The following is a 16,486-nucleotide window of genomic DNA, read 5'->3' as shown; positions in this document are numbered from 1 at the left end:
AGGGATTTTATAAGTACCTATAAACTAAAAATCACTTTTTTACGAAAGGAATTAAATTAATTCCCCTTCAAAAATCATGTGTATTGATATTATTTTTACTTTGAAATCGTGTGTATAGAAATTGAATTTATTTTTTAATTATTCAAGGTAAAAAGTCTAAGCCTGCAACCCAGATAAAACGCAGAGGAATCAGAACCTCTATGAGGGAGTGAATTTGAAATTCATCATTGCAATATTTTCTGTATTAAACTCAATAGGGGTTTTTAAAGTATAATTCTTAAAAGCTTCATCAAATGTTTCCTTATTATTGAATCCTACATCAAATAATGTATCGTAAATATTGGAACAAGTACCATATTTAAAGATTTTAATCGCTTCGGTTATTCGGTACATATTTATAAAGGAGCAAAAACTTTTTCCAAATTTTTGATTGATAATCTGAGAAGTCTGATGTTCTGAAATACCTAGTTTGGATGCCAAATCCATTAATTTTAAGTTTGCATCCCTGTATGGTTTTTCCTCTTCCATTAGGTATATAAGCTTTTTTTTAAAATCATTGACCAAATTAAATGAAAGGTCGGATTTTTGGTGTTTTTCTTTTAATTCACATCTAATTTCTTTGAGTTCTTCTTCTATTTTTTTTGATGTAGCATCAAAAGCTATTTTCCTTTCTTTTTGAATACTAGTAAGATTTGTTATAGATACTATCATAATTGTATCAACAATTATGGATAGGGCAATCAAAATAAATACCAAGAAATTATTGTCTAACCAATTCATATTTCAAAAAATTAAAAATTTAAAAGACGTTTGTTTTACTATACAACATTGCACATTCTATATACCCTAATTTTTTTTCTACTTTTATTAAAAAATTAACTTTTTGAGAGAATATGTGTATACAGAATATACTGTACAGTGCAAAAAATGATTAATTGAATGCCAGAAAATGGACAGGGTTAGATTTTTGTTTAATCCCTTGTTAAGGGTTTTATTTTCTCTTGGGGCTTGCCTGAAAAATAAAAATAGTATTGGGAAGAAGGGGATGGTAGTATATGATACTATTTTTTTTCAATACCAAATAGATAGATTTGGTATTGAAAAAAAAATAGTAATGTATAAAAGATCTAATATTACTTAAAAATGCTTGTTTGATATCACAACCCGGATTTATTTAACCGCTTCAATTGTTTTATATCCAAAAAAGTTATTTGCTTTGATCATTTCAGGGATAAGATCTGGTAATTGATCTTCCCATCCTGATTCTCCATCTTGAATTTTTTGAAGGACTTCTCGTGAAAAAATTTCCATTACTGTAGGATCGTAGTCTGTAATATCCTGTAATTTGCCATTGTATTTAAAAAACTTATAAAGTTCTTTCATTCTGGGATGGACTTTAAGAGAGTCGCTATCTATTATTTCTCCTGTTTCATGATCTTTTAGAGGATACAGATATACTTTAAGGTCTTTAAAGAATAATTTACCAAAAGCTTCAAGGATACCGCCGCTAAGGTGCCTGTAGTATTTTTCGTCAAAAATATCTACCAAATTATTAATTCCCATAGCTAATGCCATACGTTCTTTGGTGTAATTTGAAAAATATTCTACTACACGATAGTATTCTTTAAAATTAGAAATCATAACGGTTTGCCCTAAAGAGCAGAGTAATCTTGCTCTTGCCATAAAATCTTCTTCATCAATTTCACCTTCTGCTCTAAGATTAGAAAGTGTTATTTCAAAAATCACCACGGTTTTATCTTTATTTACTTTATTTTCACTCAAAAACATGTTAAGTGATGTCTTGTAAATATCCATATTTACTTTGGTAACAGGTCTAAAACTACCACGAAGAGCTAAAATGTTTTTCTTATACAGTATTGCTGCGGGTAATATGTTATTTCCGTCCGGGCCAAACATTACTGCTTCGGTCATACCATTTTTTACCAGTTGCAGGCTCATTAAACGGTTATCTACTTTTGTAAATCGTGGCCCCGAAAAGTTAATAGTATCGATTTCTATCTGATCCTTGTCTAAATGATCATAAAGGTATCGTAATAATTTTTTTGGGTTATCATATTTATAATATGCTCCATAAATTAGATTAACTCCCAAAATCCCCAAGGTCATTTGTTGTAATCTGGCATCATTTTCATGAAAACGAATATGCAATACAATTTCGTTATAGTCTTCGTTAGGAGTAGTTTGGTATCGAATACCTACCCAACCATGACCCTTATATTTTTTTGCAAAATCTATGGTAGCTACTGTATTGGCATAACTAAAAAATAATTTGTTAGGGTGTTTTTCTCTAACGATTCTTTTTTCTATAAGATTTACCTCATGTCTCAGCATTTTTTTTAATCTAGCTTCTGTAACATAACGTTTATCATCTTCGATTCCGTAAATAGCATCGCTAAAATCTTTATCATAAGCACTCATTGCTTTTGCGATGGTACCAGAGGCACCACCTGCTCTAAAAAAGTTTCTGACAGTTTCCTGACCAGCACCAATTTCTGCAAAAGTACCGTAGATATTCTGATTCAAATTAATGCGCAAAGCTTTACTCTTTAGTGAAGGGACAGATTCAAATTCTTTATCTCCCATTATCTTAATAGGCATAGTAAAAAGGGCTTTTTTTGTTTACTGTAAAGGTACTAATACCGTAAGTATAAAAAAAGTTTGAAAGTAAATTTCTAACAGGTAGTTGTATGTTAACTATTATTTATAGATATGATGTTATTTTTGACCAAAAAAATATAAGTACATTTGTTCTGCGTATATAATTTTATGGAAGTAATATTTCTCGGTACAGGTACATCACAAGGGATTCCCGTAATAGGAAGCACCCATCCTGTTTGCTTAAGTAATGATCCAAGAGATAAACGATTGCGTGTTTCGGTTCTTGTTTCTTGGGATAATTATCGATATGTTATAGATTGCGGACCAGATTTTAGAGAGCAAATGCTCTCTAATAAAGTATCAAAAATAGATGGGATTGTTTTTACTCATGAGCATGCAGATCATACTATGGGGTTAGATGATATTCGTCCGTTTTTTTTTAGACAGGGAGATATTCCTATTTATGCGCACAAAAGAGTTTTGAAGGCACTTAAAACGAGATTTGATTATATTTTTTCTTCAGAAAACAAGTACCCGGGAGCACCAAGTGTTATAGAAAATGAGTTGATTAACCAACCTTTTTTATTAGGCAATTTAAAAGTAGTTCCTATAAATACGTTACACAACCGATTACAGGTTTTTGGATTTCGATTTAAAGATTTTGTTTATTTAACCGATGTTAAAACAGTAGAAGAACAGGAAAGGTTAAAATTAACAGGGGTAAAGGTGTTGGTAGTTAATGCATTAAGGATAGAACCTCATCATTCGCATTTTAATCTGGAAGAAGCTCTTCGGTTTATAGAAGAAATACAGCCAGAAAAAGCGTATCTAACCCATATTAGTCACATGCTTGGGTTTCATGAAGAAGTAGAAAAAATATTGCCAAAAAATGTATATATAGCTTACGATAACTTAAAAATCACTATTTGAATATGAAAAATAAAATCTTTTTATATCTGTTTATTTTTGCTTGCCTATTTATTCTTTTTCAGTTTATGAATGCAAAAAAAGCAAAGGAATCTTATGATCTAAAAATAGACAATTTAAAAGAAAAAATAACAGCAAAAGAATCTATAATAGACTCGCTAACCAATGCTAATATGGATCTTACTTATTTTTCGCTGGATAGCAATGAAGATGCAATTGGTTATTTTGAGGAAATGGGATATGATGCAAAAAAACTGGCATTAACGATAAGCGATCAGATTATTAGCCAAAACAAAGCAGGTAAAGACAATCCTATTATCCCTTTTGTTGGTATGGAAGGGAATATGAGTATCAATAAGGTTAGATTGCTAAACCATAAATGGATTATTGCAGATTTTACAGATGGTGTTTATTGGGGCGAGCTTTTTATTGTTTATGAAGTCAAAGAAGGGGGAGTAGTAGATTTTGAAGTAGAAAAATCGTTCCTGTACCCAAAGGATTAGATATTGCAGTTGGATATAATTTATAAAAAAAGACAGATAGCTAACCAATCTGTCTTTTTTATAAATGAACTCATCTTGACTTTTTCTATTTCCTAAAAAATGGCTGAAATTCACCCATATTTTGTTACTTTTCTTACCCGTAGCGCTGCTATAGCTTTCAAAAAGTGCCTCATCTGGTCAAATTTCAACTCATTTTCGGTTAAAAACAAAAAGTCAAGATGAGTTCAGCGTAATGTGTAATATATTTATTAAAAAGTTGGTATAGTATACTTTTATTTTTTCAATATTTTTTTCTTGATAAATTCTCCATCCATTTCGATAACTGCTATATAGATTCCATCTGCGACTTCATTCCCGTTTTTTAAGGTTCCGTTCCATGTAAAAGAAAAACCGTTTTGTGTTTGTATACGATCTGCTAATTTGCGAACAAGATTACCTTGCAAATCATAAATATGTATAGATACTATATTATCTTTTGCAGTATCTCTGGAAAAAGTAATCTGCTCATTAAATGTATTTGGATATACTTTGATATCGTTATTTGCTATTAGATCCTTATTATTGGTTTTTTCTTTCCTCCAGGGTCTTCCTAATGGCTCATCTAACCATAAAAGAATAAACTCAGTATCATCGGGCAAACTTTTACCAACATGGCGACCAATACTAAAAGGGTAGTTGTTATCATTTATTACTCCTATTAAAAAAGGATTGAATACCACTACGCTTTCTATGGTCACAAAAGGAAAAGCAAAATCTTTTCCGATACCAATATCCCCATCTAATCCGGGTTCAGAAATTTTACAAATATCTTTGATCTTTAAAAGGTCGGTATTAAGTTTTTTCTTTACTAATTGCTCGCTTTGGGATAGTTCAACTTCGTAGATGACTTTAAACCCATTCAAGTCTCCTTGTGATCCATCACGTTCTATGATTAATCCTCTTGTAGGGTTAAACATTATAAAATCACCTATAGCACTGGCTTTTTTATGAAGTGGATATTCATATTTTTTGCCAGTATAGGATTTACTGCCCAAATCAAATTCATGTATCCATAAGTTGGTATTACCAGCACCTTCTAGCGGTTTTTCTAATAACGGCAATAATGTTTTTTTATCTGTAGAAATAGCCATTCCTTCAAAACCACCACTACTTTTTACTTTAAAAGGAGTATCTAATTTAGTATTGCGGTATGGCCAGTATAGTCCTCCCAACCAAGGCGTATTACTTCCGTTTTGATCTTGTAAATTAGTGCCATCTCCAGAATCCCCAACTTTAGGAAAATCACCAAATAAACACACGGTTCTAATTTTTGGATACTCTTTGTGTGCAATTAGTAAAGTACTAAAATCAAAACTTTGTATGTCTGCTCGATCTGTAAGGTTATTTGCGACAATAACCTCTGCGATAGCTTTTGTAAAAGTTTTGGCATCGACAGTTCTTTCTGCAAAAATATCCCCTCTGTCATCGGTATCTGTTCTTGGATTGATTTTGGTTTCTATATTAAACCTAACCTTAGACGCATTTTTCCAACGCTTTGTTGCTTCTGGATGAGATATCCCGATACCATTTTTATAAAATTCAATATAAAAACTAACGAAATCAAAAAGTTGTTGCAATGATGGCATTATATAAGGATTTATAAAACCATTTTGATTTGCATAGGATACGGCAACAGGAGATAAAGACAGATCATTAGTTTGGTCTGGTCTTCCATTCAAAATTTTATCAGCAATAAATGTATTTTGAATTTGATGTAAAGAAAGGTTTTTTACCAAAACTTCATCTTTTAGTGCATAAGGAGTACCGTCTGCTTTTCGGGTTTTTGCAGCTTCGATATGAGGGTCATGATCTAAAACAGGAATACCATCTAAAGTAATACCACAGTCGGTTTCTAAAGTTGGCATTAAAAAGTCTAATGCAGCCTCCATTGCTGGCAGAGTATTTTCTGGTCTTAAATTTCTGGCACCTCTATGTCCTTGTGCATCAAATAAAGTAACATCAATTAACCCGTCTTTATCTATATAATCAGGTTTCCCATCTTTGTTTTTATCAAAACTTTGCAAGGCCTTTAATAGTATGTCAGGGCGGTCAGAAATGATTCCTTGTACCCCAAGATCTAAAAGCAGATTTATGTTTTCTAAATCATTAACAGTATATACAACTACCTGATGACCAGCACGGTTTAATGAAGATACATTAAATAATTCGCTGGAAGCCGTTTTGAGTCCCGAAGACGGGTTTTTTCGGTTATCCACAATGGTAGCATTATTTTTGTCATCGAGCATTACAAACCAAGGAGACATTACAGGAGGTTTGCTTCCATAAGATTGTGCATGAGACCGCATAGCGTTCATTACCCGTAATGCGCTATACTCCTCGCTATATGGATTTTGTGGGGCACGAAGTTCTTTTCCCGGATTATCAAAATCAGGTAAAGAAACGGGGGTGTCTATTAATATCCCGTTTTTATCAAAATGCAATAAAAATGGTCCAAATTCATCCCCAATCCAATAATCCCCATTAGGGGTTCTTTGTATGGATTCTATATCAAAATCTGCTCCGGTAAGGACTCTGGAGTCACTAAAATGATTAGTAATAGCAAAAGGAATTAGCTTATTGGGATCTCTTAACTCTATATAGTCCAAAATTTCTATAGAACCATCTCCCCAACCAATAATGTTTTTAAAATTTGGGCGAATTGTATATAAGCGAAGATGATAATCTGAAGAGTTTTCGATGCTTCCAAAACCATTATCCGACAGTACCGTAAAAGTTTTGTCATAATTATTGATTACAGAAGAAAAACCTTGTACAGGTTGCTTGTTAAAAAAAGGAACTGGCTGTTGATTGATTAATCCTTGATCTATAAATTGTCCTGAGGTGAGGCCTTGAGAGAAGCTAGCAGCAGGCAAAACTGCTCTGGATATCAATATATCTCCAAAGTTAATATAGGACTTACCAGTTCCTTTTGGGTATGTTTTAGTATTAAAATAATTATCTGTGGGAATATCAAATTTTGATTTTTCTGTACCTTGTTCTTTAATAACAGGCTCTTGAGCATATACCGTAACCCCTGCACATAATATGCTTAAAAGGATTTTATGCCTTGTTTTTGCAATGATTTGGCGATGACGTTTCATGTGTGGTGTATTTAAGTTTTGACTGGTTAATGACAGTTCAAAATTACAAGCTTAATATCTTTTTATTGTTTGTAATTTTTAAACAAATGATTAGTATAAGGTTAAGGATACTTCGATTTTGTAGGAACCCAGATCCATATTATTGTAACAAAATCGTTTTGCTGTTTTGTAAAGTCCTTATTGCATGAACAAAAATTCACTGAAAATTCAATAATTCTAATCCCTCATAGCAGGGTTTGTTCCTTATTTTTTTAGCTTTGAATAAAAGGAAGAAGCAGGGAAAGTTAAATAGTTACTATCCTCTTTATTAATTATACTATTTTATGATGAGTATAGTTTGTATTTTATTATAATTTTAATCATAATTATGGGAAAACAATTTGACGAAATAAGTTTTGAATTAACCGAATTTATAGAGAGGCAGCCATTGTTTTTTGTTGGTACAGCAGCGGCAGAAGGCAGGGTAAATATTTCTCCTAAAGGAATGGATACATTTAGGGTGCTTGATCCTAATAAAATTGTATGGTTAAATTTAACAGGGAGTGGAAATGAAACCGCAGCACATTTGATAAAAAATGATAGGATGACCATTATGTTTTGTGCCTTTGAAGAAAAACCTCTTATATTAAGATTATATGGCAAAGCGACCATTTATCATAATCGGGATAAAGAATATCACAAACATATAAGTTTGTTTCCAGAAATAATGGGATCCAGACAAATTATAGAGATGGAAGTAGATCTGGTACAAACATCTTGTGGGTTTGCAGTGCCTTTTATGGATTTTAAGGAGGAAAGAACAACCTTAAATTCGTGGGCAGAAAAACAAGGAAGAGAAAGACTGGAAACCTATAGGAAAGAAAAAAACTCAAAAAGCATTGATGGTTTTGATACCAGAATAATGGATATGTAACTAGCGTAGTTTGTTCCAGCACTATTTTATTAAATGTGCCACTTAAAATATCGAGGGTTTGACTATTTTATAGTCTTACCCTTTTTATATATATAAGGGCTAAATCAACATAAAATAATACCAATTATATTTTGAATTTACCGTAAAAGAAAATAATGATTTTTTTCTTTTTATGAATTAGAAAATTAAAGCATAGCCTTAGTTACGGTTTCATTTTATGATGAAACAGAAAGGAAAAAAGGGTGTTTTATTGCGGTAAATTCAAAGTGTAATTGGTATAATATTAATCTTTCTAGTAGAACTTCGATTTTTTTCCTTTATAAATCTTTTATGCCATTTCATATTAATTTAGCTATAGTTAAAATGGTATTAATCAGTAATTGTTTAAAATACTTCTCATAAACAGGTAAGTTAAAACTTATTAAGATAGTCTGCATGCAGACCATATACATTGTAGTAACTATAGCTCTCAGACAAGTGTAAATGCATATTTGTTGATTGTTGACGAGATGTTATTTATTAAGGAGTAGAGAGTGTTCAATAAAGTATATTAATCATTTTTTTAAAATATAAGGGTAACATTCTGCATACTACTTACTCCATTTCACAAATTAGCAATTACTAAAGGTTGGATCCGCCTATACATTGTAATTCTATGTAATAAAACATAGATCGCGAAAGCCGAAAAGCGTATGAGTAGGCAACTCTTAAAAATAAATACAATGAAACTAAAAAACACACTACTTATTATTTTTTTAACGGTCTGTTCTTACTGTGGTACAGCGCAAAACAATCTGGTGAATAACGGGGATTTTTCACAATATAATGCTGATTGTCAGAGTTTTAATTTTGCGTTTAAAAATAGCTGTGTAGCCGGATGGACAGAATTTAGAAACCATCCTTCTTTATGGGGTGTGCCAGCTAATCCTTACGCATGGATGTGGTCTGCAAACGGAAGTTTTGAAGCCCTGCAAACCCCGGTGGCTTTTGAACAAGGAAAATGCTATACCGTATCTTTTAGAGTGAGAACCAATGATCATGGTAACACAAATACCAATACAAATGGAACCATAAATTTGAGAGCGGTTAATTTGCAGAATGGTGGTATACAAAGCCAACAAGATATATATGTAAATACTATAGGCGGAAATTACTTAAATACCTGGCAATCTATAACCGTTTCTTTTACCCCTACAACAAATTTTTCGACATTATTAATTAACCCATTGCATACCGGGAGCGCACCACAGGCAGAAATGTCTATAGATGATATTGTTATTGTAGAAGATCATCTTACAGTAGATTTTCATTTTGAAAATGCATCTGGAGCGATTACAAATACGTTTTGTGCAGGAGACAGTATATTTTTAGATGGTTCTGCATCTACAGACGAGAACAATTATTTTATAGATGCATGGCGAAGACCAAAAGGGAGTACGGGTAATTTTCAGTATGTATCTGCATTAGGGTGGACCGTAGGAGAATTAGATACCATAGATATTACGGCATTATTTGGAGCCGCTGGCACCACTTTTGAGATTGGATATGAATATGAAATCAAAGTTGCTCTTAACAATGCCTGTAATGGTTGGGTACCATTAACCAAACGATTTACTGTATTAGGTAATGTTTTATTCAACCCTAATTTTACAATGAATACTTTTTGTGCAGGAGATGGTACCATTTCTGCAGAGGTAACTACCACAGAACCTACAGCAAACCAATGGTGGGGATTGTTTGAAACCTCTACAAGTACTACTACAGGAGGTACACAAGTAGGTGTTATACAAACAGGAAACACTCATACGTTTACAGGATTAAGCTGGACTAAAAATTATTATATCAAACACGGCGTATGGAAAAATAGTGATAAAGATGCTTGTTACCCTTGGCAAGAGAGTAGACAAACAGTTACTACACCAGTTAGCTGGAAAGGACAAACCTCTGATTTTAATATTAGTTTAACTACAGATTTTAATGGAAATGTAGTAGTTAATACTCAAGCAGATACAAACCCTGTTAATGTATATCATCTTTGGGATTTATACGACAGTAATGATAATGTAGTAGGAACCACCTATTGCTGTTCTGTAGATGCGGTATCGTATGCAGGACTAAGTGTCAACACCTGGTATTATATCAAACATGGTATCTGGAACGATTGTATAGGATGGACAGAAACCAGAATTTACTTTAGAGTGCAAACACAAAAGAGTAGAAACAACAATGATCCTATTCGATTTATTTTAGAGACCAAAGAATACCCTTATGAGCCGGATAGCAGGTATACACAAAAAATTAATGATCAGATAACCTCCGGAGCTATCTATGAACTATACCAAGAGTATACCAAAGAAAAACAACCCGTATCCGATTCAAAAGTTGAAATATATCCTAATCCCGTACAAGCAGGAAAAACACTTACGGTTTCTACATCTTCCAGGGATACTATTCAAAAGATAGAATTAGTAACCTTATCAGGAAAAAGTACCTCTTTGGGATATACCATACAAAAAGAAAATATCCAAGTGCCAATAGATGAGAGAATCTCTAAAGGAATGTATTTTGTGCGAATCACCAAACAATCCGGAGAAATAATCACCAAACAAGTAGCGATACAATAAAAAGTAAAACAGGTTACATAACCATTTAATGAATTATGGGGGTAGTTCATTAAATGGTGTAATCTAATATAATAACGAGATACAGTTAAATCAATTTACGCACATAAAAAATTTACAAATGAAAAATATTTTTAAGATACTACTATTTAGTATGCTATGTGTTGCATGCACACATGAAGACATATTGCAAGAAACAAATACCGAAAATACCGAAACCGAAAAAACTAAAGAATCTGTAGATATAATTACACATGAGTATGATTATTATGGTGAAATATTTAAAGTAGCTTATTTTTTAGATACCAAAGAAAATAAAGTTGTTCGTACAGAAGGAGATATTGAAATGGCAGCAAAGGTTTTTGGTGAAGAATCAAAATCTAAATCTGTTGTATTTATTATGAATGGAGAAAATAATACTAACAACTGGATTACATCCAAAGTTTTTAATACTTATAAAGAAGCCACTGCATATTTAGGACAGGATGGTTCAGGTATTTCTGATACAAAGAATCAAAAAAATGAATGCGAGGATGTAGATACATACGGACCTATAGATTATCGTTTTTATAAGGATATAGATTATTTTGACGAAATGACAGGTATAACAGCTTTTAAGAGAAAAGACTATACTAAGAACCACTTAGGGGTGTATAATGACCAATTAAGCTCTTTTATGTGCAGCTCTTTATACCGGTGGGAAGTTTCTATAACATTATTTGAGGATATTTGCAAAAGAGGAAAGTCTTACACTTTTTTTAAACCATATAATGATCCAAATTTAAGAGTAGATGACCTAAGACGATACACATTGTCTGGATGGTGGTTTTGGCGCCAGTCCTGGAATGATAAGGTGTCCTCATTTTCAGCAACTTCAAAAAGGCCATAAATCGTATTATTTTACTAAATAAAATCCAGAAGAGATAAGAATACATCTTCAATGTTTTTTTATCTCTCTATAAACTAAAGGATAAATAAAAATTTCATGTTGTTTTAAGAAAGGGCTAAATAGATAGTATTATCGTTTAGCTTTTTTGTTTTTTTGTCTAAGATAAAAAATACCAGTAATAAGTATTAAAACTACAAATAAGCCACTCCAATACCAATAATAGGTGTTTTGAGATAAAGCAATAGGGGAGTTGTCTCCAATTAAAATTAAAGATCCCCAGTAAAAAGGAGATAATTCACTACCATTATGCGTTTGTATATAGTTTAATTTAGCATTACGTAAAGCAGATGCTTTAGTTTCTCCCTTATCTAGTTTTTTGTAAAAATCCAGCATCAATTCCTGGCTAGATTTATCATTGGTAGCCCATAAAGAAGATACTACGCTTTTTGCGCCAGAATGAAAAAAACCTCTGGCAAGACTCATAACTCCTTCGCCCTGTTTTAATTCTCCTAAAGAAGTTTTACAAGCACTTAACACCACCATATCCGATTGATTTTTAGTAGCGTAAATTTCATGTAAAGATAACTTTTGATCCCTAAAAGCAATCCAGGGATCTGCAATATCCCCAATGTCGGCATGTGTAGACAGGTGGATAACCTTATATTCTTGAATAGTATCCAGAAAATTAGCTTTGGTAGCCTTTTCTTCAAGGAGTGTATCACCGCTGCATAATCCTGCAATCGAGAGTACTTCGTCTTTACTAAGTGGCAGCTCTCCTAATTTGTCGTTAGAAAAAGTTACGGGAGCAAAACCTATAAACGGGTACTTTGAAGTAGTTGTAACCTGTTCTTTTCTATCCAGGTACGACATCGAATAGGCATAGCGTATCTCGGCATCTTTTATAAAATAACTATGCGGTTGTGCAGAGGTAGTTAATGCATCAAAAGATATTTGTTGTAAAGTATAATCTGGCACTATAGTTACTTTTTTTTCTTTAATAAGAGTATAAACTTGTTGCGGTACTAATTTTTGAAATATAATATTTGCATTTTTTTGGTACCTAGTTAATTGCTTTTGATTAGCAAACCATTGCGAAGATTGCTTGCGTAAAAGGCTAATATTCTCTATAAGTACAGGAACATCCTTAATCTCAAAAAAAACAGATTTGTTAGAGGTAGTAAGTAAACCATACCCTTGGTCTTTATCGAGTATGTATTGTAGTACCACTTCATCCTCTAAAATGTATTTTGTGGTAAAAGCAGAATATGGCAATACCGCTATCTTTTTTTTACTTACAGCATATTCCGGGTATATTTTGGATATAGAATCTACAAATTGTTCGTACACACGCTTATTTTGATATACTTTTTCTTTTATAATCTGGATACTATCTTTAGATAGTTTTTGAGAAGTATTTAATTCGTTTTCGGATAGATATATTTTTTGCTTTAGTGCAAACTCTCGTTTTGCTATTACTACAGGTAGTTTTGTATTTTCTTTAGCTTGCTCATTGGTGATATCTTCCAGTAATAATAACGCCTTATTTTTTTCCATAAAATAATAGGCTTCTTCTGATTTCTTAAGTAGATAACAAGTTTCTACTGCTTTCCTATATAAAGACGCTCCTTGCTCTCGCCAAAACAATTTAGATTTATACTCGGTACTTTCAAAACGAATAATATCTACTAGTCTGTCTGCTAATTTGAAAGTTTTTAAAGCTTGTATGAGGTGACTTTTATCATTATCATGATGATAATATTGCATCCACCCATTGGCTTTTTGGATGAGGTGATGTAATAAATCATATTTGTTAACTGTTACCTCTAATTCTTGAATTGTTATCAAATTTTTATATCCTGAATTTTTATCATTAGAAACAGAATAGTCAATTGCTTTTTGATATGCCTGTAATCCTTTAATAAAATCTTTTTGTTCTATGTATAAATCGCCCATATTTTCATGTGCGGGAGTGAAATTTGGGGCTACAGAAATTGATTTTTGTATATAAAATTGTGCACTATCTAATTTTCGTAAATTATGGAATGATACTCCAAGACTATTATAGGTAATTGCTTTGTTATAAGAATCGCTAGAATATAAATTTTCTAAAGTTTTATGAAAAAAGAAATTAGCTTGCAGATATTTTTTAGTTTTAAGTAACCGATTTCCTTCTATTTGATAGATATAGTTTTTATGACGTATTGTATTAAATGAAACCAAATCTAAAATAGAGTCTGCCTTTTGTAAATTTGATTGAATTTCTGAAGAATATTCTTCATACCCCATTAGTGAATATGTATCTGCTAGTTGTATATATCCATCTATTATATTTTTTTGATAAAGTTTATCGCTTCCAGCTAGTTCAATTCCTTTTTCTAAAATATGTAAAGCTTTATGAAAATCTCCGATTTTTGTATAAGTTTCCCCTAGTGCTATGTGAGAAAAGAGGAGTCTTTTTTTAGTTCCATCTGCCTTGATTATTTCAGAATAATACTTTATGGCTTCAAAAAAATCATGCTTTCTAAAGCTGAAATGACCTAAATTGTATAAAGTCTTATTTAACGATTGTTGATCAATGTTAGATATTGCTTTTTTAATGTTTTTTGACTTCTCAGTATAAAAAAATGCTTTTTCTAAAAGAGTAATATCTTTAATGATATTCCATTTTTGGAAATACCACAATCCGTATTCATGGTAATGATCTGCTATTTCAATCGGAGGTAAAATTTTTGTAGCATTGTTGACAAAAGAGTCAATTTTCTGTTCAGCTATTTCTAAAGGAATATTGGGGGATAATTTTTTTTGAAAAATTTTGTAATCTTGTGAATAAGAAAAAAAAGTAAATAAATATAAATAAACAACGAGTCTGTATTTCATGTAATAAAATTATAAATTTATTATAGGAATACAAATTCTATGGAAGAGAAAAATTTGTAGTTATTTAAAATAAAAAGTAGTTATTTAAAATAAAAAAAAGAGTACCAGATCTGTTATGTATTTGGTACTCTTTTTTTATGGTTTCTTTTAAAATTTAAGATTTTCTGTACTATAATTAAATATTTCTATTCTAATGATTTCGTACTAATACGTTTCCATCCATTATAGATGCTTGTATTCTTTGTAAGCTATGTGTAGTAAGCATTATTTGATTCTTAAGATCAGAAACAGAAAGCTGTCTATCATATAATTCTGCTACTTTTGCTGTAACATAGGCAGCAGAAAAAGAGGTTCCGATAGGATGAACGGTTTCTATTCGATTTCCTGCTTGCATATTAAAAACAAGATTATAACCATCCAAAGGAGCAACGAGATTTATATTCTCAGAACCATAGTTAGATTTATGGATTATAATCCTATCTAATATGTCTTGTACTCCCCAATGATTTTGTTGTTCTGATTCTAACTCATACCCACCAATTGCTATTGTATTATCTAGCCTATAACCCGATGGAAAATGCATATTCTCGATTTCGTCTGTATTTAGCCCAAGGTTACCAGCAGAGGTAATTATTAAAGTATTATTTTTTACATCATCCATTAAATTTCTTAAGATAGACTGTTGGTTTCTTCCATACCAACCAAAACTCATATTGATTATATGAATATTGGTAAGTTTTGATATATAATTCATTCCGCAAACAACATCAAAATAGGTCGCTTTTCCTCTTTTATCAAATGCTTTAACAGCTAGTATATTATATGGAGTATTGGTAATGTCTAATTCTGTAGTAATAACTTTGGCAACAATACTTCCATGACCATGATCATCTTGTATATCTTTATCATGGTTTACAAAATCCCAACCAGAAATACCAGAAGCACCATTATTGGTGTTTTGTGTATTATATAGAAATTGTCCAGAGAAATAACTATAATCTATACCTGTATCTAAAATCGCAATATTCACAATATCTGGACTACTATTGGTTGCAATTTTAGAACTCATAGAGCTAGAGTATAATCCTGACAAAGGATTGTTACTTATATTAATATAAAACTGAAGATCTCCTTCTACACCTCCTTCAGAAGCGTTACTATCCAAATTTTTAACGAGCTCTTCAACTCCCAAAAAACCAATTTGTGTAATACCTATAGTCCATAATTCTGGGCCATTAGGATCACAGTCACAAACTTCGATGCTTTGTATTGTGAATTTGTGTCGAGCTTGGATAGTATCTCTTATTGCCTGTTTTTGATTTGAAGGTAATAATGGGTTGTTAAACTTAATTACTATTTGATTATTTACTATGTCAGGTATAGGAACAGTCCCTGTACTTTTTGTAATATTTTGGATACTATCTTTTTCAACAAAATTTCCCTCATCTGTAGTACAGCTCCAAATTGCTAAAAGACATAATATTGTAATTAATTTCATACTTTTTTTCATGTTCTTTAAATTTTAATATATCAAAGCATAATTTTCTTCCCCAAGAGCTTTGATATGTTTTTGGTTTATAAATATTTGCAAACAAGAGCGCAAAATAAATAAAATGTTACCCTTTTACTGTTATTATTTTTTCGGTTTTATAAACATTAGAATGAACTCATCTTGACTTTTTGTTTTTAACCGAAAATAAGTTGAAATTTGACCAGATAAAGCACTTTTTGAAAGCTATAGCAGCGCTACGGGTAAGAAAAGTAATAAAATATGGGTGAATTTCAGCCATTTTTTTAGGAAATAGAAAAAGTCAAGATGAGTTCAATATAAAGAAGATGAAATCAAAGAGTTTATATAGTATATTTTTATTGTTTTTTTAAGGAGGGAGGTAAACATCATACATTTTTAATAAATTAGGTTTTCCCCCTGTACAAATCTCGAAATTATATCTAAGTTTGTAGTATGGTATGTTGGTAAAGCCACAAATAGTACCCAA

10 protein-coding genes are annotated in these 16,486 nt (G+C 31.6%); 5 read left to right on the top strand and 5 right to left on the bottom strand.

Annotated elements, in window-relative coordinates; translation table 11 throughout:
- Window positions 1-198: 198 nt before the first annotated feature.
- Together ACZIYX_RS13825 and ACZIYX_RS13820 are read right to left on the bottom strand one after the other, a co-directional pair.
- Complete coding sequence (locus tag ACZIYX_RS13825; protein ID WP_462682837.1) at window positions 199-780, bottom strand: helix-turn-helix domain-containing protein; 582 nt, start codon at window positions 778-780, stop codon at window positions 199-201.
- A 390-nt stretch (window positions 781-1,170) separates the two neighbouring features.
- Window positions 1,171-2,619, bottom strand: coding sequence for a TonB-dependent receptor (locus ACZIYX_RS13820; protein ID WP_462682836.1), 1,449 nt, complete (start codon window positions 2,617-2,619; stop codon window positions 1,171-1,173).
- Between the two features lie 168 nt (window positions 2,620-2,787).
- Here ACZIYX_RS13820 and ACZIYX_RS13815 point away from each other — a divergent pair, with 168 nt between their 5' ends.
- Together ACZIYX_RS13815 and ACZIYX_RS13810 are read left to right on the top strand one after the other, a co-directional pair.
- Window positions 2,788-3,549: an MBL fold metallo-hydrolase gene (locus tag ACZIYX_RS13815; RefSeq protein WP_462682835.1), complete on the top strand. Its 762-nt coding sequence runs from the start codon at window positions 2,788-2,790 to the stop codon at window positions 3,547-3,549.
- 2 nt (window positions 3,550-3,551) lie between these two features.
- Window positions 3,552-4,049, top strand: coding sequence for a hypothetical protein (locus ACZIYX_RS13810; protein ID WP_462682834.1), 498 nt, complete (start codon window positions 3,552-3,554; stop codon window positions 4,047-4,049).
- Window positions 4,050-4,321: 272 nt separating this feature from the next.
- On the opposite strand, the gene ACZIYX_RS13805 is transcribed toward ACZIYX_RS13810, so the two are convergent.
- Window positions 4,322-7,189: an esterase-like activity of phytase family protein gene (locus ACZIYX_RS13805; protein WP_462682833.1), complete on the bottom strand. Its 2,868-nt coding sequence runs from the start codon at window positions 7,187-7,189 to the stop codon at window positions 4,322-4,324.
- Between the two features lie 367 nt (window positions 7,190-7,556).
- Here ACZIYX_RS13805 and ACZIYX_RS13800 point away from each other — a divergent pair, with 367 nt between their 5' ends.
- From ACZIYX_RS13800 to ACZIYX_RS13790, 3 genes are all read left to right on the top strand, one after another.
- Window positions 7,557-8,102 (top strand): pyridoxamine 5'-phosphate oxidase family protein, encoded by a 546-nt coding sequence (locus ACZIYX_RS13800; protein WP_462682832.1) that lies wholly within the window; start codon window positions 7,557-7,559, stop codon window positions 8,100-8,102.
- 722 nt (window positions 8,103-8,824) lie between these two features.
- The gene (locus tag ACZIYX_RS13795) at window positions 8,825-10,726 is read left to right on the top strand and encodes a T9SS type A sorting domain-containing protein (RefSeq protein WP_462682831.1); all 1,902 of its coding nucleotides are present in this window, start codon (window positions 8,825-8,827) and stop codon (window positions 10,724-10,726) included.
- A 118-nt stretch (window positions 10,727-10,844) separates the two neighbouring features.
- Window positions 10,845-11,612: a hypothetical protein gene (locus ACZIYX_RS13790; RefSeq protein WP_462682830.1), complete on the top strand. Its 768-nt coding sequence runs from the start codon at window positions 10,845-10,847 to the stop codon at window positions 11,610-11,612.
- Window positions 11,613-11,741: 129 nt separating this feature from the next.
- Here ACZIYX_RS13790 and ACZIYX_RS13785 read toward each other — a convergent pair whose 3' ends face one another.
- Both ACZIYX_RS13785 and ACZIYX_RS13780 read right to left on the bottom strand, forming a co-directional pair.
- Window positions 11,742-14,489, bottom strand: a complete 2,748-nt coding sequence (locus ACZIYX_RS13785) for a CHAT domain-containing protein (protein ID WP_462682829.1) — start codon at window positions 14,487-14,489, stop codon at window positions 11,742-11,744.
- Between the two features lie 190 nt (window positions 14,490-14,679).
- Window positions 14,680-15,987: a S8 family peptidase gene (locus tag ACZIYX_RS13780; protein ID WP_462682828.1), complete on the bottom strand. Its 1,308-nt coding sequence runs from the start codon at window positions 15,985-15,987 to the stop codon at window positions 14,680-14,682.
- Window positions 15,988-16,486: the final 499 nt, after the last annotated feature.

It is taken from the genome of Aquimarina sp., from assembly GCF_977115655.1.
The sequence above is the reverse complement of the archived record's forward strand: the minus strand, read 5'-3'. Positions and strand labels throughout refer to the sequence as shown.